The sequence below is a fragment of the Streptomyces sp. S6 genome (assembly GCF_054880855.1).
The window spans coordinates 1-21165 of sequence record NZ_JBTYMC010000056.1 but is presented as its reverse complement, the minus strand read 5'-3'; the positions used below and the strand labels follow the sequence as shown (position 1 = coordinate 21165).

19 protein-coding genes, 1 tRNA gene and 1 pseudogene are annotated in these 21165 nt (G+C 71.5%); 11 read left to right on the top strand and 10 right to left on the bottom strand.

Annotation, left to right across the window (positions count from 1 at the left end; all coding sequences use genetic code 11):
- Nucleotides 1-290: 290 nt before the first annotated feature.
- Nucleotides 291-363, bottom strand: a tRNA-Arg gene (locus ACVNF4_RS10865).
- A 261-nt stretch (nt 364-624) separates the two neighbouring features.
- Between ACVNF4_RS10865 and ACVNF4_RS10860 the strand changes: the two genes are divergently transcribed.
- On the top strand, nt 625-1611 hold the full coding sequence (locus ACVNF4_RS10860; RefSeq protein WP_461802521.1) for a hypothetical protein: 987 nt from the start codon (nt 625-627) through the stop codon (nt 1609-1611).
- 23 nt (nt 1612-1634) lie between these two features.
- Here the strand turns inward: ACVNF4_RS10860 and ACVNF4_RS10855 are convergent, their stop codons facing one another.
- Complete coding sequence (locus ACVNF4_RS10855) at nt 1635-3275, bottom strand: IclR family transcriptional regulator domain-containing protein (RefSeq protein ID WP_461802520.1); 1641 nt, start codon at nt 3273-3275, stop codon at nt 1635-1637.
- Between the two features lie 66 nt (nt 3276-3341).
- Nucleotides 3342-4646, bottom strand: coding sequence for a M6 family metalloprotease domain-containing protein (locus ACVNF4_RS10850; RefSeq protein ID WP_461802532.1), 1305 nt, complete (start codon nt 4644-4646; stop codon nt 3342-3344).
- A gap of 271 nt (nt 4647-4917) precedes the next feature.
- Here ACVNF4_RS10850 and ACVNF4_RS10845 point away from each other — a divergent pair, with 271 nt between their 5' ends.
- Nucleotides 4918-5568, top strand: coding sequence for a TetR/AcrR family transcriptional regulator (locus tag ACVNF4_RS10845; RefSeq protein ID WP_461802519.1), 651 nt, complete (start codon nt 4918-4920; stop codon nt 5566-5568).
- A gap of 93 nt (nt 5569-5661) precedes the next feature.
- Nucleotides 5662-7176 (top strand): MFS transporter, encoded by a 1515-nt coding sequence (locus tag ACVNF4_RS10840; protein ID WP_461802518.1) that lies wholly within the window; start codon nt 5662-5664, stop codon nt 7174-7176.
- A gap of 47 nt (nt 7177-7223) precedes the next feature.
- Here ACVNF4_RS10840 and ACVNF4_RS10835 read toward each other — a convergent pair whose 3' ends face one another.
- Nucleotides 7224-7736: a MarR family winged helix-turn-helix transcriptional regulator gene (locus tag ACVNF4_RS10835; protein WP_461802517.1), complete on the bottom strand. Its 513-nt coding sequence runs from the start codon at nt 7734-7736 to the stop codon at nt 7224-7226.
- 119 nt (nt 7737-7855) lie between these two features.
- Here ACVNF4_RS10835 and ACVNF4_RS10830 point away from each other — a divergent pair, with 119 nt between their 5' ends.
- Entirely contained in the window at nt 7856-8641 is a 786-nt protein-coding gene (locus ACVNF4_RS10830; RefSeq protein WP_461802516.1) for a dioxygenase family protein, read from the top strand.
- Nucleotides 8642-8682: 41 nt separating this feature from the next.
- Here the strand turns inward: ACVNF4_RS10830 and ACVNF4_RS10825 are convergent, their stop codons facing one another.
- On the bottom strand, nt 8683-9198 hold the full coding sequence (locus ACVNF4_RS10825; protein WP_461802515.1) for a GNAT family N-acetyltransferase: 516 nt from the start codon (nt 9196-9198) through the stop codon (nt 8683-8685).
- A 185-nt stretch (nt 9199-9383) separates the two neighbouring features.
- Between ACVNF4_RS10825 and ACVNF4_RS10820 the strand changes: the two genes are divergently transcribed.
- Nucleotides 9384-10382: a sigma-70 family RNA polymerase sigma factor gene (locus ACVNF4_RS10820; protein ID WP_461802514.1), complete on the top strand. Its 999-nt coding sequence runs from the start codon at nt 9384-9386 to the stop codon at nt 10380-10382.
- A gap of 484 nt (nt 10383-10866) precedes the next feature.
- Here the strand turns inward: ACVNF4_RS10820 and ACVNF4_RS10815 are convergent, their stop codons facing one another.
- Nucleotides 10867-11847: a helix-turn-helix transcriptional regulator gene (locus tag ACVNF4_RS10815; protein WP_461802513.1), complete on the bottom strand. Its 981-nt coding sequence runs from the start codon at nt 11845-11847 to the stop codon at nt 10867-10869.
- 198 nt (nt 11848-12045) lie between these two features.
- On the opposite strand from ACVNF4_RS10815, the gene ACVNF4_RS10810 reads away from it, so the two are divergent.
- From ACVNF4_RS10810 to ACVNF4_RS10795, 4 genes are all read left to right on the top strand, one after another.
- On the top strand, nt 12046-12807 hold the full coding sequence (locus ACVNF4_RS10810; protein WP_461802512.1) for a DeoR/GlpR family DNA-binding transcription regulator: 762 nt from the start codon (nt 12046-12048) through the stop codon (nt 12805-12807).
- 287 nt (nt 12808-13094) lie between these two features.
- Nucleotides 13095-14042, top strand: a complete 948-nt coding sequence (gene pfkB, locus ACVNF4_RS10805) for a 1-phosphofructokinase (RefSeq protein WP_461802531.1) — start codon at nt 13095-13097, stop codon at nt 14040-14042.
- A 178-nt stretch (nt 14043-14220) separates the two neighbouring features.
- Nucleotides 14221-16278 (top strand): PTS fructose transporter subunit IIABC, encoded by a 2058-nt coding sequence (locus ACVNF4_RS10800; RefSeq protein ID WP_461802511.1) that lies wholly within the window; start codon nt 14221-14223, stop codon nt 16276-16278.
- Between the two features lie 215 nt (nt 16279-16493).
- Nucleotides 16494-16778 (top strand): hypothetical protein, encoded by a 285-nt coding sequence (locus tag ACVNF4_RS10795; RefSeq protein ID WP_461802510.1) that lies wholly within the window; start codon nt 16494-16496, stop codon nt 16776-16778.
- Nucleotides 16779-16849: 71 nt separating this feature from the next.
- Here ACVNF4_RS10795 and ACVNF4_RS10790 read toward each other — a convergent pair whose 3' ends face one another.
- From ACVNF4_RS10790 to ACVNF4_RS10780, 3 genes are all read right to left on the bottom strand, one after another.
- Nucleotides 16850-17596 carry a DUF6227 family protein gene (locus ACVNF4_RS10790; protein ID WP_461802509.1) on the bottom strand — a complete coding sequence of 249 codons (747 nt, stop codon included), beginning with the start codon at nt 17594-17596 and terminating at the stop codon, nt 16850-16852.
- A gap of 214 nt (nt 17597-17810) precedes the next feature.
- Nucleotides 17811-18833, bottom strand: a complete 1023-nt coding sequence (locus ACVNF4_RS10785; protein ID WP_461802508.1) for a P1 family peptidase — start codon at nt 18831-18833, stop codon at nt 17811-17813.
- Complete coding sequence (locus ACVNF4_RS10780; protein ID WP_461802507.1) at nt 18830-20095, bottom strand: low temperature requirement protein A; 1266 nt, start codon at nt 20093-20095, stop codon at nt 18830-18832. The genes ACVNF4_RS10785 and ACVNF4_RS10780 overlap by 4 nt, the downstream gene beginning before the upstream one ends.
- 71 nt (nt 20096-20166) lie before the next feature.
- Here ACVNF4_RS10780 and ACVNF4_RS10775 point away from each other — a divergent pair, with 71 nt between their 5' ends.
- Nucleotides 20167-20349 carry a hypothetical protein gene (locus tag ACVNF4_RS10775; RefSeq protein ID WP_461802506.1) on the top strand — a complete coding sequence of 61 codons (183 nt, stop codon included), beginning with the start codon at nt 20167-20169 and terminating at the stop codon, nt 20347-20349.
- Between the two features lie 70 nt (nt 20350-20419).
- Here ACVNF4_RS10775 and mscL read toward each other — a convergent pair whose 3' ends face one another.
- Nucleotides 20420-20899 (bottom strand): large conductance mechanosensitive channel protein MscL, encoded by a 480-nt coding sequence (gene mscL, locus ACVNF4_RS10770; protein ID WP_461802505.1) that lies wholly within the window; start codon nt 20897-20899, stop codon nt 20420-20422.
- Between the two features lie 155 nt (nt 20900-21054).
- Here mscL and ACVNF4_RS10765 point away from each other — a divergent pair.
- Nucleotides 21055-21165: pseudogene (locus ACVNF4_RS10765) on the top strand (adenylosuccinate synthetase); the annotation flags it as partial.

The following is a 21165-nucleotide window of genomic DNA, read 5'->3' as shown; positions in this document are numbered from 1 at the left end:
CGACGGCCGCCCCCGGCTCCCCGCCTGGCGGCCGGGCCCGCCGCCGCGTGCCTCCCCCGAGCGCCGGCGGCGGGTCACCCTGGCCGGAGGAACCACCTCTGGCCAAGGGGTGAGCGGATGCGGTGCCCCCCTCTCGATGGAGCCTCGGCACGGCAACCCCGTACTCCGGCGAGCGCGAGGGTTGCTTGCTTGCGGCGTGACCTGCGCAAGGGTGCGCGGGCGGGATACAAGGAAGGCCCCGGACCCTCCCTGAGCTGGGGGATCCGGGGCCTTCGCCCTGATCAACTACGTGCCCTCGGGCAGATTCGAACTGCCGACACCGGCTTTAGGAGAGCCGTGCTCTATCCCCTGAGCTACGAAGGCGGGGGTCTGTGGAGAACAGACCAAGGACAGGGTAGCGGATGCGGGCAGGGGTGGGTTCAGGGTGTGCGGCTGATTCCGGAGTAGGCGCTTGCGCGGATTCTCGCGACGACGCTCTCGGGGTCCCGCACCCGGCCCCGCCCCGGCCCCGAACGCCCGCGGTCACCCGGACGAGGTAGCTGGCCAGGAGAAAAGAGGAGAAACCCCCGATGTTGGATATGCGTGCACGGAACGCGCGCGATAAACCCGGCAGAGGGGAATTCCATGAAACGCTCCGGCCTGCGGACGCGAATTCTGTGCACGGCGCTGATCCTGGCCGGAATTCCGGCCGCGGGCACGGCTGCCGGGGCGGACGGGCGGGTCCCGGTGTGCCTCGTGCCCGCCGGGAACCGGACGGTCGAGCACCCGGCCCGCGTCCCCGCCGAGAGTGTCCCCGCCCTCCTGCGGACGACGCCGTCGTACGCGGGCCCCTGCGCCACGTACGGCAAGCCCGTGGCCCTGGGGGACGGCACCCTGCGGGCGTACGCGCAGCAGGCGGACGGCCGTCCCGTCGCCGTCGGTGTCGTGTTCGCGGCGTCCGCGCTGCGCGGGCTGCCCACGGCCGTCAGCGACGGCAAGCACTGTTACGACCGGAACGGGGACGGCCGTCTCGACCTCCACATGGAATGTTCCGTCGGCCACGAGAACGCCCTTGAGGTGCCCGGCGGATCGAATTCGCCGTTCACCTGGGACCTGGTGAACTGGAATCCGGCGGGGCACAACCCGAAAGGCGTGTACGACACCCCGCACTTCGACTTCCACTTCTACATCCAGCCGAAAGCCGAACGGGACGCCATCGGGACCGGCCCCTGCGAGGCCAACATGGACTGCGAGGACTACGCCCGCGCCAAGAAGCCCGTCCCCGTGCGCTACACCGCCCCCGACTTCGCCGACATGAACGCCGTCGAGCCCGCGATGGGCAACCACCTCCTCGACGCACGGGCCCCCGAGCTGAACGGCCGCCCGTTCACGCACACCTGGATCTACGGTGCCTACGACGGCCGGATCACCTTCTACGAGGCGATGATCGCCAAGTCCTGGCTGGCGGGACAGCGGGACGGCACGGTCGCCGACGTCTGCGTGCCGTTCCGGCAGCCGGCGGCGTGGCGGGAGAGCGGGTGGTATCCGACGCGGTACTGCGTGGGGTACCGGGAGAACCGGGGGGAGCATGTGGTGTCGCTGGAGGGGTTCGTGTTCAGGAAGGGAAGCTGATCCCCCCGTATTCCCCAGACCCCTCACTTCACCCGGATGAACCGCGACACCACCCCCAGCTCCCCCGAGATCCGCCCGGCGGCGTCGGCCAGTTCGGGCAGGATCACGGACACGCACTCCTCAACAGACCGCCGGGCCACGTGAGTCGACGCGCTCACCGCGCCCACGACCCGCCCGTCCCGCCCCCGCACGGGCACGGCGACCGACCGCAGCCCGTCCTCCAACTCCTCGTCGACCAGGGCGAATCCCTTGTCCCGCACCTCGTCGAGCATCCCCCGCAGCGCCGCCGGGTCGGTCACGGTCCGGGAGGTGTACGCGGACAGCTCCCCGAACTCCCGTTCCCCGTCCGGGAGATCGGCCAGCAGCACCCGCCCGAGGGCGGTCACCCAGGCGGGCAGCCGGGTCCCCACACCGGTGTCGACGCTCATCACGTGCCGGGCGGTGACCTGCGCGGTGTACTGCACCTCGCCGCCGTCGGCCAACACCCCCAGGGAGACGGGCTCTTGGATGCGGGCGGCGAGGTTCTCCAGGTGGGGCCGGGCGATGCGGGCGAGGGTCGTGCGGGACAACGGGGGGAATCCCAGGTCCAGTACGCGGGGGGTGAGGGTGAAGTACCGGGGGTCCGAGGCGAGTCGGACGAGGCCCAGGTGCCGGAAGGTGATCAGGGCCCGGCGGGCGGTCGCCCGGGAGAGCCCCGTCGCCTTGGCGACCTCGCTGAGGGTGAGCAGCGCCCGCCCCTCGCCGAACGCCGTGAGCACGCTCAGTCCGCGCGCCAGCGACTCCACGAACTCCCGCCCCAGCTCCTGCTTCGACGCCTGCGTCCACCCCGCGAGGCCGGCGGGCGCGGGACCGGGGACCGGGTCGGGGGCCTCCCGCAGCGCCTGCTCCATCCCGGAGACGGCCCCCTGGAGCCGGGGCAGCAGCGTCGTCCGCAGCCCCTCGGCGGTGTGCCGGCTGGTGTGGCTCACGACGCTGGCCACGCACACGACCTGCCCGTCCGCGCCGCGCACCGGCACGGACACCGCCACGAGGCCCGGTTCGATGAGCTGGTCGTCGACGGCGAACCCGGCCCGCCCGGCGGCTTCGGCGCGCTGGACGAACTCGGCGTCGAGGTCGGGGAGTTCACGGTTCGGCAGCGCCGTGAAGCCCGCGTCCACGGGGTCGGCCGTCCGGCGTGTGCGCCACGCCGTCCACTCGGCGTCGTCCCACTCGCTCGCGAACAGGGGCCCGGGGGCGGTGCGTTCGGCGGGGAGGAGGTCGCCGATGCGGAAGGAGAGGGAGAGGGTGCGGCGCCGGGTGGCCTGGTGGATGAAGCGGATGCCGCCCCGGTCGCCGACCGCCAGGGACACCGACTCGTCGAGTTCGTCGGCCAGTCGGTCCGCGCGGGCGGCCAGCAGCGAGGGCAGCCGCAGCGCGGCGAGGTAGGCGTTGCCCAGCTCCGCGACCCGGGGTGCGAGGGAGGCGTCCCGCCCGTCGAGGCGTACGTACCCGACGCGTTCCAGCGTCACCGCGATCCGGTCCACCGTCGACCGCGCGAGCCCCGTCTCCCGCTCAAGTCCGCTCAGGCTCAGCGTCCCCCCGGCCTCGGTGAGCCGCTCCAGCACCCCCACCCCCCGCACCAGCGGAGCCACAACCTCGGACGGAACGGCATCGGACGACGTCATGAGCGCGGCACTCCCGGGTGAGATCTCGCCCCCACGGTACGGGAGCGCCTCCCTCTTGAACGCCTCTCAGGCTCCCGGCTTCCCCCGGGTCACCGACACCTCGTAGTTCCCGTCCGCGTCGATCCCCTCGACCGCGATGCTCACCCCGTGCTTCCGGTCCGCGAACCGCTGCCCCGGGCGGAACGTCGCGTCGGACAGCTCCGCGTGGACGTTGGGGCTGCGCGTGCACCCCCCGCTGTCGCGCCGGGAGTCGTGGACGGTGACGGGGCCGAGGCCGGTGTCGACGGTGGCGTCCACCTTGTAGATGAGGATGCCGGGCCGGCAGACGGACTCGTCGTTGCCGCCCTTCGTGCGCAGTTCGACGGCGTACCCGCTGCGCCCGCCGGTCGGCACGAAGAGCAGCTTGCGTCCGCCGGGGGAGGAGAGGGGGGACAGGGTGTAGTCGGAAGTGCCCTTTAGGGACGCGCAGTTGACCTGGTCCGGCGTCAGCCACCCCAGCTTCCACTTGTGCCAGCCGAGGAAGTCGTTGTTGGCCCCCCAGTCCTCGCTCATGATGTCCCAGTGCCCGACGGCGCCCCCGCCCTCCTGCGTGTACAGGTCGGGCAGCCCGAAGACGTGCCCGTTCTCGTGCGGCAGCACCCGGTACCCGGTCTCGGCGTACGCCCCGGACCCGTCGTCCTGCCGCGAGTACACGAACGACGCGTTGGCCACCGGCACCCCGTCCGCGACCGGCGCCTCGGTGTTCCCGGCGAACGTCACCGACAGGACCGTGTCCAGCGCGGAGGGCCCGGCGTTCGGGGTGACGAGGACGTTCAGCAGGTCGTAGTCCCGGAAGTCGACGCGCGGGTCGGCGGCGGCGACGATGTCCTCGACCAGCTCCCGGTACCCGGGGTCGAAGGGGGCGCCGCGCTCTATCCCGTACGCGGTGAACGGCTTCGGCATCCGCAGCCAGCGCGGCACGGGCGCCTCGGCCCGGTAGTCGAGCCGCCCGTAGGACGCGGTACGGAACCACTCCGAGGTCTGCGGGAAGAACTCCCGGAACCGGTCCATCGCGTTGCCGGGGCCCTTGGCGTCGGGGAAGTCGATCATCAGGGTCAGCGCCCTGACCGTACCCGTAGACCTGGAGTAGCCCCCCGGAGTGGGTACCCCCTCGGACATCTGGACGGCGCTCGCCCCCCGGATCATGCACGGCCCGAGCGCGGAGGCCCGCGCGAGGGCCTCCGGGTTCGCGCCGGCCGCCACCGCCGCCTGCTCCCGCAGCCGTTCGCCGGGCCCCGCCGAGGTTCCGACGGCCAGCGTCAGCACGGTCACCGACATCAGCGCGGCCGTGCGGTGCGGACGTATCCGTCGGCGAGGCGGGTGCGGCTGCATGCGGTGGCCCTCCGGTCCGGGCAGCCACCGGTCACCGGCTGCGTCCTCCCGCTCACCCTCTGCCGGGGCGCGAGGGGGCGCGCGCTGGGGGCGTCCGATCGTGGCCCCGCCCTCTGCCGCCGCTGTCTCCACGCGAAACGATTATGTGATGCAGGTCACATTCACGTGGGGAAATAACCGGGGATCGCTTCCCCGTTTAACCCGGCGTCCGAGTGAAACGGGGATGTGCTCCCCGGATCGCGCTTCAAACCTCTTCCGCAAGGAGACCGCCGTGGAGTCCCCCACGCTTCCCGCGCAGCGCAAGGCGACCCGGCCCCGTGCCGATGCCCTGCGCAACCGGGAGCGGATCGTCACCGCCGCACGCGAGATGCTCACCGAGTTCGGCCCCGAGGTGCCGCTCGACGAGATCGCCCGCCGCGCCGGTGTCGGGAACGCCACGGTCTACCGGAACTTCCCGGACCGCCAGGCCCTCGTCCGCGAGGTCGTCTGCTCGGTCCTGGACCGCACGGCGCGAGCAGGCCGGGAAGCCCTGGCCGAGGAGGGCGACGCGTTCGCCGCCCTGGAGCGCTTCGTGCACGCCACCGCCGACGAACGGGTCAGCGCGCTGTGCCCGATGATCTCGGCGGGCTTCGACGAGAACCACCCCGACCTGGCCGCCGCGCGGACCCGGGTCGAGGAGATCGTCGACGAGGTCATGGACCGGGCGAAGGCGGCCGGTCAACTGCGGGAGGACGTCGGGTCGGGCGACGTGATGATCGTCGTGGCCCAGCTGAGCCGGCCCCCGGCGGGCACCATGTGCGCCAGCGCCGACCGGTTCCTCCACCGCCATCTCCAGCTCTTCCTGGACGGCCTGCGCGCGGCGCCGTCCACCTCCGAACTGCCCGGATCCGCCATGTCCATGGAGGAACTCCGCCGGCTCTGACCGATCAGTTCAGCCGTCCCGATCAGTCTGTTCTTCCGTCCGTCACGTTTTCCGATCACTTTTCACCAACGAAGTCCCGGAGTGGGTCCACCCATGTCTCAAGCAGTCCCCAAGGCTCCCGACGCCAATCGCTGGAAGGCTCTGGCGTTCATCGCCATAGCCCAGCTGATGGTCGTCCTGGACGCCACCATCGTGAACATCGCGATGCCCGCCGCACAGTCGGACCTGGGCATCTCCGAGGGCAACAAGCAGTGGATCGTCACCGCCTACGCCCTCGCCTTCGGCGGTCTCCTGCTCTTCGGCGGACGGATCGCCGACCTGTGGGGCCGTAAGCGCACCTTCGTCGTCGGCCTCGGCGGTTTCGCGTTCGCGTCCGCCCTCGGCGGCGCCGCGCAGGACCAGGCCATGATGTTCGGCGCCCGCGCCCTCCAGGGCGTCTTCGGCGCCCTCCTCGCGCCCGCCGCGCTCTCCCTGCTCGCCGTGATGTTCACGGACGCCAAGGAGCGCGCCAAGGCGTTCGGCATCTACGGCGCCATCGCCGGCGGCGGCGGCGCGGTCGGCCTGATCCTCGGCGGGTTCCTCACCGAGTACCTGAACTGGCGCTGGACGTTCTTCGTCAACATCCCGTTCGCGATCATCGCGGCGGCCGGTGCCTACTTCGTCATCCGTGAGCCCGAGGGCGGGCGCAACCGCAACCCGCTCGACATCCCGGGCGTGCTGCTGTCCACGCTGGGCCTGGTGTCCCTGGTCTACGGCTTCACGCGCGCCGAGTCCGAGGGCTGGTCCGACGGCCTGACGATCGCCCTGTTCGTCGGTTCCGCCGTGCTGCTGGCCGCCTTCGTCGTCGTCGAGTCGAAGGTCAAGGCGCCGCTGCTGCCGCTGCGGGTCGTCACCGAGCGCAACCGCGGCGGTATCTACCTCTCGCTGGGTCTCGCCATCATCGGCATGTTCGGCCTGTTCCTCTTCCTCACCTACTACCTCCAGATCGTGAAGGGGTACTCGCCGGTCAAGACCGGGTTCGCGTTCCTGCCGATGGTCGTCGGCATGATCACGGGCTCGACCCAGATCGGCACCCGCCTGATGACCCGCGTCGCCCCGCGCCTGCTGATGGGCCCTGGCTTCCTGGTCGCCGCCCTCGGCATGTTCCTGCTGACCCAGATGAAGGTCGACTCCTCGTACGCCGCCCTGCTGCTGCCCGCGATGCTGCTCCTGGGCCTCGGCATGGGTACCGCGTTCATGCCGGCGATGTCGCTCGCGACCCAGGGCGTGGAGCCCCGGGACGCCGGCGTCGCCTCCGCGATGGTCAACACCTCGCAGCAGGTGGGCGGCGCCATCGGCACCGCCCTGCTGAACACGATCGCCGCGTCCGCGACGACGTCGTACGTCAAGGACCACATCGCCGGTGCCGCCGGAAAGCCGCAGCAGCAGCTGGTCCAGCTCGACGGCATGGTCCACGGGTACACGAGCGCGATCTGGTTCGCCGTCGGGATCCTCGTCGCCGCCTCGGTGATCGCCTTCACTCTGGTCAACGCCGGCCGTCCGAACCTCGGCCACGGTGCCGAGGAAGGTGCTGAGGACGAGTTCAAGGTCCCGGTGGTCGCTCACTAGCCCCCGCTGAGTCCCCGCTCTGACCTGCGCGGACCCTGGGGACGAGGTCAGCGCAGCCAGGGCAGGTCGGCACCCGCTTCGTTGGGCTGAAGGCCCTCGGCGACGATCGTCATGATCTCGCCGAGGGCCTTCGTCTGCTCCGGGGTGAGCCGCGCGAACAGCGACGTCCGCACGGCCCCGACGTGGCCGGGCGCCACCCGCCGCAGCACGTCGAGCCCGGCGTCCGTCAGCACGGCGAACTGGCCCCGCTTGTCGGAGGAGCAGTCCTCTCTGCGCACCCAGCCGTTCTTCTCCAGCCGGGCGATCGCGTGCGAGAGACGAGACCGGGTGATCTTGGACTTCATGGCCAGCTCGGTCATCCGCAGCCGGTGCTGCGGGGCCTCGCCGAGGCCGACCAGCAGGCCGTAGTACATGTGCGGCATGCCGGCGTCGCGCTGGAGCTGGCGGTCGAGGTGGTCGTCGAGGAGCGTCGACGCGTGCAGATAGGCACGCCAGACGAACTGCTCCTCTTCGGAGAGCCACTGTGGCTCGTCAGGGGTCGGGGAGGTGGATGCCTTCATGTACTCCACAGTAACGCTCCCATCATTGAATTTTAAACAAACAGGTCGTAGGGTATGTACGAATCGATACTGCAATTTTGAAGTAACCGGCTTCGAAGCAACCGGAAGGGAGTCACCGCATGTCCGCCGCCGCCCCGGAGCGCATGCCCGCCCTGTACCTCAGCCACGGCGCTCCGCCGCTCGCCGACGACCCCGTCTGGCCCGGCCAGCTCGCCGCCTGGTCGGCGGACCTGCCCCGCCCCAAGGCGATCCTCATCGTCTCGGCGCACTGGGAGGAGGCCCCCCTCGCCCTCGGTGCCGTCAACCCCGTCCCCCTTGTCTACGACTTCTGGGGCTTCCCCGAGCACTACTACAGAGTCACTTACGACGCTCCCGGTGCGCCCGAACTCGCGGAAAGCGTGCGCAAGTTGCTGCGCGCTCCGGGAATCCCCGTCCAGGACATCCCTGAGCGCGGTCTGGACCACGGCGCCTACGTTCCGCTGGTGGAGATGTTCCCCGACGCGGACGTCCCTGTCCTCCAGATCTCCATGCCGACCCTCGATCCGGTGAGACTCATGGACATCGGCCGCAAACTGGCACCCCTGCGCGACGAGGGCGTCCTGATCGTCGGCTCCGGATTCTTCACCCACAACCTCGCCGCCCTGCGCACCCCCGGCGTCCCCTCCTGGTCCGTCGAGTTCGACGACTGGGGGCACCGCGCGCTGGAGTCCCGGGACTGGGACGGGCTCCTCGACTTCCTCGACAAGGCACCGGCGGGGCGGTACGCCCATCCGCGCACGGAGCACTTCGCGCCGCTGTTCGTGACCATGGGGGTGGCCGAGGCGGGGGGTGAGCTGGACGCGCAGAAGTCCGTGATCGACGGGTTCTGGATGGGGCTGGCGAAGAGGTCGGTGCAGTTCGGGTGAGGGCGGTCGCCTGAGGTGCGGGGTTCGTGCGAGGCGCGGGGTTACAGCTCCTTCTCGTACCAGGCCACGTCCCAGTACCGCCCGAACTTGCGGCCCACCTCGTGGTAGGTCCCGATGTGCTGGAAGCCGAAGCGTTCATGCAGGCGCGTGGACGCTTCGTTGGGCTGCGCGATGCCGGCGTACGCGCGGTGGACGTCCTCGTCGGCGAGCGCCTCGAAGAGGGCCTTGTAGAGGAGCGTGCCGACGCCCCGCCCGCCCGCGCCGGGTGCCACGTACACCGTGACCTCGACGGACGTGGAGTACGCGGCCTTCGGCCGGTAAGGGCTGGATGTGGCGTATCCCAGAATTTCCTGAGAGTCCGTGTCCGTGGCAACCATCAGGCGGTACGGGCCGTCTTCAGGGTGGGAGAGCAGCCAAGGACGGCGTTCTTCCGCAGTGAAAACCGCCGTGTCGAATGTGATGGGCGTCTCATGGACGTAGTGGTTGTAGAGCTCGGTGAGGGAGTCGAGATCTCCCTCGATTCCGGGCCTGACCTGCACCTCTGCCGCTTCCGTCACCGTCCGCCTCCTCCGTCGACCGGGCAGGATACTGCAAGATCAGAAAATCGGGGTGCCGGGTTGGGAATTCTGTCCTGATTCCAGTCGTTGTTTCCATCGAACGGATCTGAGGGACCCGGATCGGAAGACCCGGGAACCGGACCCGTCCGGACCACCCGGCAGCCCACGATCGTTAGGGAGCACGCATGGCAACCCGTGCCGTCGCCCGTCGTCAGTCCGCCAGCGGCGAGACAGGCGCCGTGGCCCGCAGTGTTCGCGCCACCGGCGGGGAGATCGCCGACCGCGATCTGGTCGGCATGTACCTCGACGAGATCGCGCGCACCCCCCTGCTCGACGCCGCCAAGGAAGTCGAGCTGTCGCAGATCATCGAGGCGGGCGTGTTCGCGCGTCAGCTCCTGGACGGCTTCGAGGAGTCCGGCTCCGACGCCACCCGTGAGGAGCTGGAGGCCCTCGTCGCCGCCGGAGAGAGCGCGAAGGACGTCTTCATCCGCTCCAACCTCCGCCTGGTCGTCGCCGTCGCCCGCCGCTACCCGCGCAGCGGCCTCCCCCTGCTCGACCTCGTCCAGGAGGGGAACGCGGGCCTGGTGCGCGCCGTCGAGAAGTTCGACTACGCCAAGGGCTTCAAGTTCTCCACGTACGCGACGTGGTGGATCCGCCAGGCCATCACCCGCTCCATAGCCGACCAGTCCCGTACGATCCGCCTCCCCGTCCACCTCGTCGAGGAGCTCGGCCGCATCCGCCGCGTCCAGCGCGAGTTCAACCGCGAGCACGGACGCGACCCCGAGCCCGCCGAGATCGCCAAGGAGTTGGGCTCCAACCCCGCGCGTGTCGTCGACGTCCTCGACTGGGCCCGTGACCCGGTCTCCCTGAACATGTCCGTGGACGACGAGGGGGACACCCAGTTCGGCGACCTCCTGGAGGACACGTCCGCGGTCAGCCCCGAGCAGTCCGTCCTCACGCTCCTGCGCAGCGAGGAACTCGACGGCCTCATCGACCGCCTCGACCCCCGCACCGCCTCCATCATCAAGATGCGGTACGGCATCGAGGACGGGCGCGAGCGGACACTGACCGAGGTCGGCAAGGAACACGGCCTCACCCGCGAGCGCATCCGGCAGATCGAGAAGCACGCACTCCTCGAACTGAAGAAGCTGGCGAGGGACACGGGGTTCGAGGCGGCGGCGTGAGGCGGGGGCCGGGGGCCGAGGGCCGGGCTCGGAGGCTCAACTCCCTTACGGGGATGGGCTGATGAGCTGAGCGCCGGCGGGGGAGGGGCTTGAACGCCCTCGGCGAACACCCGCCCTCTCCGGCTTCAACCCCGCACCCCGGGGGAACAAGTCTCCAGGGAACGGCAGTTCACCCCTCCGGCCGAGAAACCTCCCGGCCCCGACCCCCGTTCACCCCCCAACAGAGCCACGTCCCGACGCACTCCCCCCGGCGCCGGGACCACCCCAGCCGGGCTTCGGCACCCTCCCCCCCCCCCGGGTGCCGAAGCCCGGCTCTTCTGCTATCTGAAGCGCGGGCCCCGACAAAGAGAGGGCCACCCCGAACCTGAACCCCGGGGTGGCCCACTCAAATTCCAGATTGTGCCACAGGGCGCAGGGGGGGTGGGGCTGTGTCTGAGCTGCGGCTCCGCCGCGCGGGCGCGAACAGCCACACGGACCCGCCCCCTCACCGCACCGCCCCCTCGCCCCCGGCCCGCCCCAACCGCCCACTCAACTCCCGCACACACCCCACCAGTTCCTCCGGCCCCTCCACCCGGAACTCCATCCCCGTCATCGCCAGCCGCATGGCCAGCCACTCCATCGGCCCCCCGATCACCCCCCGCACCCGGCACCCCCCACCCTCCACCACCCCTTCCACGGCCCCCACCGATTTCGGCACGCAGGCCGACACCTCCTCGGCCGTCCCCTCGAAGACCACCACGAACTCATACGTCTCCCGCTGCCACCGCAACGCCCGCCGCACGAACTCCACCGCACCCCCCTCCGGCAGCTCCCGCGGGGCGAACCGCGCACCGGTGGCGAACGGCTCGCTCAACCGGTCGACCCGGAACGTCCGCCAGTCCCCCCGGTCGAGGTCGTACGCGACGAGATACCACCGCTGCCCGGAGGACACGAGCCGATACGGCTCGACGACTCGCCGACTCTCCACCCCGTCCCGCGCGCTGTAGGCGAACCGCAACCGCTCACCCCCGGCAACCGCGGAGGCGATCGCCGTCAACGTCTCCGGCGCGATCCGAGCCCCGTCCCCATAGGTCAACGGCGTCGTCGCGGACTGCAACGTCGTCACCCGCCGCCGCAGCCTCGCGGGCAGCACCTGCTCCAGCTTCGCCAGCGCCCGCACCGACGCCTCGTCCACCCCCTCCAGGGCGTGCCCGGCCCCCGCCCGCAACCCCACGGCGATGGCGACGGCCTCCTCGTCGTCCAGCACGAGCGGCGGCATCGCTTTCCCCGCGACCAGCCGGTACCCCCCGTCCGCCCCCATCGTCGCCTGCACGGGATACCCCAGCTCCCGCAGCCGCTCGACATCCCTCCGCACGGTCCGCCGGGACACCCGCAACCGCTCCGCCAGCTCACCCCCCGGCCACTCCCGGGGCGTCTGGAGCAGGGACAGCAGCTGAAGCAGCCGTGCGGGCGTGTCAGTGGTCATGCCCAGAGGATGCCCCACCACTAGGCCACCTTCTGACCTAGACCGGAAATACCCGCACCCCCAAGCCCGGTCATGTCTGTTTCGAGTCCGAACCTGTTTACTTTCCAGAAATCTGGGCGTAGCCTCCGAGCGAAACCACAAGTTCGGGCATCAACCGGACAGAAACCGGACAAGATCCGGACCCTCGGAGGCAGCGCGATGTACGCACCGGAACGGCAGCAGGAGATCCTGCGCCTCGCCCGCGAGAGCGGCCGGGTGGACGTCGTCTCGCTGGCCGAGGAGTTCCAGGTCACGGCGGAGACGATCCGCCGGGACCTCAAGTCCCTCGACCGCGCCGGCCTCGTCCGCAGGGTGCACGGCGGCGCGATACCGGTCGGCCGCCTCGACTTCGAGCCCGACCTCGCCGAGCGCGAGTCCACCTCCGCCGACGAGAAGGACCGCATCGCCAGGGCGGCCCTCGCCGAACTCCCCACCGACGGCACGCTGATCCTCGACGCGGGGACGACGGTCGCCCGCCTCGCCGCCGCGATCCCCCTCGACGCCGCGCTGACGGTCGTCACCCACAGCCTCCCCATCGCCGCCCGCCTCGCGGACCACCCCGGCATCCAGCTCCACCTCGTCGGCGGCCGGGTCCGCCACCGCACGCGCGCGGCGGTCGACGCGTGGGCCCTGCGGGCCTACAGCGAGATCCGCGCGGACGTCTGCTTCGTCGCGGCCAACGGCTTCTCCCCCGAACACGGCCTCACCACCCCCGACCTCGCCGAATCCGCGGTGAAGCGCGCGGCCATCGCCGCCGCCCGCCGCATCGTCCTCCTCGCCGACTCCGCCAAACACGGCCAGGAACACTTCGCCCGCTTCGGCGACCTCACCGACGTCGACCTCCTGATCACCGACCAGGGCCTCGGCGACGAGGAGACGGCGGCGGTCGAGCGCGGGGGGACGGGGGTGGTGCGGGCATGACGGGCACACAGGGCATGGGCGGCGGGGGCGACATCGACGGCACCGGCGGTGCGAACGGTGCTGGTGGTGTCAGCGGGGCGGACTGCGTCGACGGTACCGGTGGTGTCAGCGGGGCGAACGGTGTCGGTGGCGGGCGGCAAGCCAGTGGCGTCGGAGGGGTCCGGCAGTCCGGCGGCGTCAGTCGCGAGCGGCAGCCCGGCGGCCCGAACGGCCCCCGCGACCCGCGCCACCCCCTCCGCACCAGCGACAGCACCCGTATCCGTATCCCCACGACCGGCAAGGGCGGCATGATCCTCACCGTCACCCCCAACCCCTCCCTGGACCGCACCTACGAGGTCCCCTCCCTGGACCGCGGTGAGGTCATCCGCGCGACCGGTGAGCGGATGGACCCCGGCGGCAAGGGCGTCAACGTCTCGCGGGCGGTCGCGGCGGCGGGCCGGCGTACGGTCGCGGTGCTGCCGCTCGGCGGCGCCCCCGGCGCCCTCGTCGCGAACCTCCTCGACGCACAGGGCATCGAGGTCGCCCCCGTCCCGGTGGCCGGCGCGACCCGGTCCAACATCGCGCTGGCCGAGTCCGACGGCGTCCTCACGAAGATCAACGCGCCGGGCCCCGAACTCTCCCCGGCCGAGCAGGAACTCCTCCTGGAGACGGTCCGCGAGCACTCCGCGGACGCCGACTGGATCGCCTGCTGCGGCAGCCTCCCGAGGGGCCTGGCCCCTTCCTGGTACGCCGACGTCGTCACCCGCGCGCACGCAGCCGGCGCCCGCATCGCCCTCGACACCTCCGGCCCCGCCCTCCTGGAGGCCCTCCGCGCCCGCCCGGACGTGGTCAAGCCGAACGCGGAGGAACTGTCGGAAGCGGTGGGTTCCCCCCTGCGGACGGTGGGCGACGCCCTGAAAGCGGCGGAGCAACTCCGAGGCATGGGAGCCCAGTCGGTCCTGGCCAGCCTGGGCGCCGACGGCCAACTCCTCCTGGACGCCACAGGCACGTACTTCGCTTCTTCCCGAGTCTCGGCGATCCGCAGCAACGTAGGCGCGGGCGACTCTTCCCTGGCCGGCTTCCTGATCGCAGGCGGCACGGGCCCCACAGCCCTGGCCTCCGCAGTGGCCCACGGCGCCGCCGCGGTCCAGCTTCCCGGCAGCGTCATGCCGACCCCGGCGGACCTGACCCCGGAAACGGTGACGCTCACCACGGACATCCCCTTGGACCGCCCTCTGACGGAACCAACGTCATGACGCCCCACACCCCAGCCCCTTCAGGTGCGCGAACACCCCCCACGGCCCCGCACCCGGCCCACCCCGTCACCCCCCAGGCCCCCACGCGGCGAACCCCGTCCCCACCGACGACTCTCGCCACCCCCCTCCCCGATCCCACCCCCGCCCCCGTGGCGATACGCGTGCGAAGGAGCCCGCGATGAGCGACATGATCACCGCGGACCTGGTCGACCTCGACCTGTCCGCCGACGGCAAAGAAGCGGCGGCGCGATCCCTCGCCGCCCGCATGGTCACCCTGGGCCGAGTCACCGACCTGGACGGCTTCCTCGCGGACGTCGCCGCCCGGGAGGCCCAGATGCCGACCGGTCTGGACGGCGGCATCGGCATCCCCCACTGCCGCAGCACCCACGTCACGGAACCCACCCTGGCCTTCGGCCGAGCCACCCCCGGCATCGACTTCGGCGCCCCGGACGGCCCCGCCGACCTGATCTTCCTGATCGCGGCCCCGGCAGGCGCGGACGACGCCCACCTCACGATCCTCTCGGCGCTGGCCCGCCAGCTGATGAACACGGCGTTCACGGACGCCCTGCGCGCGGTCACCGACCCGGAGACGGCGGCGGCCCTGATCCGCGGCGACAAGACCCCCGAGGACGTCACGGCCCCCACGGCTCTGCCGTCCGAAACCCCCGAAGACTCCGCTGCGGCACCGGTGGCGGCCTCCACCGGTGCCGCAGCGGCCGACCACCCCGAGCCCTCGGCCGAAGCCGCACCCCCCTTCCGCATCGTCGCCGTCACCTCCTGCCCCACCGGCATCGCCCACACCTACATGGCCGCCGAGTCCCTGGAGAACGCGGGCCGCGAGGCGGGCGTCGAGCTGACCGTCGAGACCCAGGGCTCGGCCGGCTTCACCCGCCTCGACCCCCAGCTCATCGCGGACGCGGACGGCGTGATCTTCGCCCACGACGTCCCCGTCCGCGACAAGGACCGCTTCGCCGGCAAGCCGACCGTCGACGTCGGGGTGAAGGCCGGCATCAACCGCCCGGCGGACCTCATCGCCGAGGTAAAGGACAAGGCGGCCCGAGGCGTGGTGACGACGGGTTCCGCCCCCACCCCGGTCGAGCGCGCGGGCGACTCCACCGAGGGCTACGGCACGAAGCTCCGCAAGTGGCTGATGTCCGGCGTCAGTTACATGGTCCCCTTCGTCGCGGCGGGCGGCCTCCTGATCGCCCTCGGCTTCGCGATCGGCGGCTACAAGATCAACAAGGCGCCGTCGGTGATGGACCACTTCCTGTGGACCCAGGCCGACAGCTGGGCCGCGCTGCTGTTCCAGGTCGGCGCCGTCTCCTTCGGCTTCCTCGTGCCCGTCCTCGCGGGATACATCGCGTACGGCATGGCGGACCGCCCCGGCCTCGTCCCCGGCTTCGTCGGCGGCATGATCGCCTCCACCATCAACGCGGGCTTCCTCGGCGGCCTCGCCGCGGGTCTCCTCGCCGGTGGTGTGGTGCTCGGCATCCAGCGGGTGAAGATCCCGACGGCGCTGCGCGGCATCATGCCGGTGGTGGTGATCCCGCTGATCTCCACGGCGATCGTCGGCTTCCTGATGTTCGTCGTGATCGGCAAGCCCATCGCCTCCGCCCAGAAGGGCATGACGGACTGGCTGAACGGCCTCACCGGCTCGAACGCCGTCCTGCTCGGCGCCCTCCTCGGCCTGATGATGTGCTTCGACCTCGGCGGCCCCGTCAACAAGGTCGCGTACACCTTCGCCACCGCCGGCATCGCCGTCACCGACCCGGGCGACTCGGCGATGAAGGTCATGGCCGCCGTGATGGCCGCCGGTATGGTCCCGCCGCTGGCGATGGCCCTGGCGACGACCGTCCGCAGCAAGCTCTTCACCGAGACCGAGCGCGAGAACGGCAAGGCCGCCTGGGTCCTGGGCCTGTCCTTCATCTCCGAGGGCGCGATCCCGTTCGCCGCGGCCGACCCCCTGCGCGTCATCCCGGCGTCCATGGCGGGCGGCGCGGTCACCGGCGCCCTGTCGATGGCCTTCGGCGCCACCCTGCGGGCCCCGCACGGCGGCATCTTCGTCGTCCCGCTGATCGGCAACCCGTTCCTCTACCTGATCGCCCTCGCGGCGGGCGTCGGCGTCACCACCGCCCTGGTGGTCCTCCTGAAGGGCCTGCGCAAGCCGGCCCCGACGGCTGCTCGCCCCGAGGCGGCCGAACAGCCCGAGGAGCGCAAGCACCCCGTGGCGGCGTAACCCCCGCTCGACGCCGGCCGCGGTCCCCGCCACGAGAGGGGGCCGCGGCCGGCGCCGTACCCGGACCCCGCGGACGTCCCACCCGCCGCGCGCTCCCTCGCGCGCTCCCTTCACAACTCCCAAGCCCCACGCACGCATTCAGTACCCCCGCGAGCTCTGCACCATCTATCCCGTTCCGTAACGAAACCAACGAATCGTGGTGTCTACTGGTTCCCATGCCCGCGAATCTCACCCTCCCCCAACTGACAGCCCTCACCGCCCTGACCCTCGCGTCGCTGTCCTGGCTGACCACCTTGACCCGCACACTCCGCCGCCCCCGCCACCCCTACACCCAGCCCCTCACCGCCACCCCGCCCCGCCCGGCCCCCCTCCGCCCCGACGGCCTCCCCGCGCTCCCCGCCCAGCGCCGCACGGGCCCGACCGCCGAAGCGACCCCTCTGACGCCCGCCGAGGAACACGCCTTCGCCACGCTGGTACGCCGCCTGTCGGACGACCGCTGAGGCGCCGGAGAGCCGCGCGCCTCTCGGATCGGTGGCGCAACCACCCTCCGCGTCACGGCAGTTGAGCCGCGTCAGGACAGCTGGGCCGCCCGGCGCTCCATCGCCGCGCGAGCGTCGTCCTCCGACGCGTACACCTCGCACATGTGCCGGCCGTCCGGCGTCGCGGTGTGCTCCGCCTCCCAGAGGGACACCTCCCGGCCGTCCGCCAGCAGGAACGCGTGCTCGTAGAGCGCGAACCCGAGCCCCGAGCGCCCGGCGCGGCAGGGCCGGCCGAAGGACTGGGTGATCTCGTAGGCCGACGCCGCCGAGACCAGGTCCGTCAACTCCCGCCCCGGCAGGTCCGTGTTCTCCGCCCGTCGCAGCAACCGCCGTACGTGGTCGGCGGAATCGCCGCGCACGTACATGTGGCGCGGCGCCGGCATCGGCGCGAGCTGCACGAACACCGGCAGTTCGAACTCCGGTGAATCCGGGGGTAACGGCAGTCTCGCCGTCGCCTCCCGCAGCTCCTCCTGGTCCTCGTACACCTCGTGCTGCGACTCGCCGCTCGCCGTGACGTTGTGGACCAGCTCCCACAGTGTCAGCGCCCGGCCGTCCGCCAGCAGCCACGTGTGCCGGTACGTCTCCCGGTGCAGGCCCGAGCTGTGGTGCGCGGAGTGCAGCGAACTGTCGTGCGCCAGTGCGCAGTCGAGCCGCCTCAGTACCTCGTCGGCCAACTCGAAGGAGTTCAGGGCCCGTCCGAGGAGCCGCGCGAGGTGCTCCTCCGGAGACTCCGGCGACTCGGATGGTTCGTACGCCGCCATCTCGTACGGAACGCTCAAGGTTTCTCCCGGCGTTGCTGCATGTCACCTTGTGGGTGCATACCGTAGCCCCTGGCTCGACCGTCGTGCCCGGGAACGGCAAAACATATGCCTGATAAAACGCGCCCCTCTCCCCAGAAGTTCCCGCCCACCCACCCAAACCAGCAAAACTCCTCTCCCACCCCCAACTCCCCACCCCACCCCCACACACCACCCCCAAGCCCCTCACACCCCCTCACCCGTACAGCTCCCGATAAGACGGCCACACACCCCCGCCCACCGCCACGGACTCCGCCGCCCGAACCCCCCGCACGATCGCCCGAGTCACCGCGTCCGCCCCCGCCGCCAACACCTCGTTCAACGCCAGCGGATCCCCCTCGTCCAACCCCCGGCCCCCCGTGGCCAGCGCGAACACCGTGTCCCCGTCGTTCAGCAGATGCACGGGCCGCACCGCCCGGGCGATCCCGTCGTGCGAGACCCCCGCCAGCTTCTGAGCCTGCGCCTTGGACAGGGCGAAGTCCGTGGCGACCACCGCCAACGTCGTGTTGAGCGGCGGCGGCACCACCCCCTGCGCACACTCGGCCAACCGCCGCAGCGCAGCCGCGTGCACCCCGGCCTCCGGACACGCCACCCGCCCCTGGGCCAACTCCCCGTACAACGCCCCCGTCTCCGGCTCCACCACGGACCCCACCGCGTTGACGACGACCAGCGCCCCCACCGTCCCCCCGGAGGGGAGCCGCACGGAGGCCGTCCCCACCCCGCCCTTCAGCCCCCCGACGACAGCGCCTGTCCCGGCCCCAACACACCCCTCGGCGACCACCGCCCCACTCTCGCTCGCCGCACCCGCCTCCACCGCCGCCCGCCCCGTCCCCGCATCGGGCCGGGCCCGGAAGTCCCCGCCCCGCCCGAGATCGAACACGCACGCGGCCGGCACCACCGGCACGACGTGCCCGGCCTCCGGCCCCACCCGGATCCCCCGCCCCCGCTCCTCCAGCCACGCCATCACCCCGGACGCGGAGTCCAGCCCGTACGCGCTCCCGCCCGTGAGGACGACGGCCTCCACCCGCCCCACCACGTTCCGCGGATCCAGCGCGTCCGTCTCCTTCGTCCCCGGCCCGCCCCCACGCACATCGACGGCGGCCACCGCACCCCCCTCCGGCGCGAGCACGACCGTCGTCCCGGTCAGCCACCCGCCCCCGGCCCGGGTCGCGTGCCCGACCCGGATCCCGGCGACATCCGTCAGCGCGTCAACTGTCATACAGCCAGTCTCCCTTCCGCCCCCGCTTGCTCCCGCGCCGCCGTCCGCGCGGTGAGCGTCGTCCCCGTGACGACCGTCAGCGCCGCCACCACCCCCGCCCCGGGGACGGCCCAGCTCCCCAGGAACGTGCAGCACAGCACCAGCACCGCCGCCCCCGGCAGCACCGCCTGCTGCGCGAGCCCCACCTTGAAGTGCCGGGAGTGCAGCGCCCACACGGTCACCAGATACAGCGCCACCGGCACCGTCACGGCCGCCCCCGCGGCCGTCGCCGAGATGTGCGCCTTGCCGACGGCCTCCTCCACCGCCACCTCCAGCCCCGCCCCGATCGCGGCGGCCGAGGCGAACACGAAGTAGTGGCCGTAACCCCACAGGAACGCCTGCTTGTTGGAGCGCAGATGGCCGTGGACCGGCACCACGAAGTAGATCCACCACGCGGCGAACACGATCAGCAGCCCACCGGCCGCGATCGGCAGCAACTCGCCCAGCGCCTCGTGCTCGTCGAGCGCCGACTTCACCGCGACCGTCGCAGCCGCGATCGTCTCGCCCAGCACGATGATCGTGAACAGCCCGTACCGCTCGGCGATGTGATGCGGATGCCACGCCGTCCCGGTGTTCCGCTCCGCGAGCACCGGCACCGCCAGCTCGACGACCACCATCACCAGGAACACCCACGCCCGCGCGCCCTCGGGGAACACCACCAGCCCCAGCCAGCCCACCTGGCACAGCAGCACACCCCCGGCATACCGCAGCGCCACCGCCCGCTCCGCGCCGGCCGTCGACATCGCCGCCCGCAGCCACTGCGCCACCATCGCCAGCCGCATGATCACGTACCCGAGCCAGACGGCCAGGAAGTCCTGGTGCTCGAACGCCCGCGACACCCCCGCCGCCAGCACCAGCACCCCGGCGATCTGCACCAGCGTCACGATCCGGTACGGCACGTCGTCGTTGTCGTACGCCGAGGCGAACCACGAGAAGTTCATCCAGGCCCACCACACCGAGAAGAACAGCATCGCGTAGTGCAGCACCCCTTCCCCCGCGTGGCCCTCCGCGACGGCGTGCACCAGCCCGACGCCCGCCTGAGCCACCGCCACCACGAAGCACAGGTCGAAGAACAGCTCCAACGGCGACGCCACCCGATGCGCCTCGTCCCGCTCCCGCGAGACGAGCCGCCGCACCGGCCGCCCGGGACGCACTGCACCATGGGCCTCGGAGGAACTCTCCGCAGACACCCGACCACCTGGAGAAACAGAACCGCTCGTCATGCCCCCCAGCACACCAGACCCCGTTGTCCACCGCACCACAGCCCCACCCCGGACCCCCGTACCCTGGAGGAATGAACACCCCCTCCGCCGAACCCCGAGACCCGAAGTCGGCCCTGGTCTTCGACGACCCGCTGGACCGGCAGTCGTCGGACGACACGGACCGAGGCTGGGGCGAGTCCTCCGGCACGGGCACCGGCGACGCGGCGGCCGACCTCAAGCGCTTCCTCGACGAGAAGCCGCCCCACCACATCTGAGGCCCTCCGGAGAGCCGAACGGCCCCGCGGGCACGGCCGGACGCCGCCCGCAGGGCCGAGGAGAGCGCCGCTACCGCCCGTCGTGCCCCGAACCCCGCTGCTGGGCGACCAGCGCGTCCCGGATCTCCTTGAGGACCTCCAGCTCGGACACCTCGATGACCTCGTGGGTGCCCTCCTTCGCCTTCTGCCGGGCCGCCTGCCGCGCCAGGTACTTCGACATCGGCAGCACCATCAGGAAGTACACGACCGCGGCCGTGATCAGGAAGCTCAGCGTCGCCCCGAGCACCGAACCCCACTGGATCAGGACGCCGCTCTCCAGCGAGCCGTCCGCCGCGAGCTTGCACGGCTCCTTCAGGCACGTGCTGTAGCTGTCCAGGTTCTTCGTGCCGATCGCACCGACCAGCGGGTTGATGACGCCCTTCACGACCGAGTTGACGATGTTCGTGAAGGCGGCACCGATGACCACCGCCACTGCCAGATCGACGACGTTGCCGCGCGTCAGGAAGGCTTTGAAGCCGTCCCAGACGCCGGCCCCCTTCTTCTCGCTCACCTCGGTGACACTCCTCACATGCTCTGACTGCGGAACGAACAGCTCCGCAACCTACGCCAGAGCGAGGCGTACATGTCCAATTCGGTAGCTCGAACGAGGGACTTGACGCGGACAGACCGTAGCTGAACGGGACGAAGAACCTCACCGCGGCGTGACTCACCGGGTGGGAGGAGATCCCGGTCTGCGTCGCGTACGAGATCGACGGCAAGCGGGTCGAGGAACTCCCGTACTCCCAGAGCGACTTCCACCACGCGAAGCCCATCTAC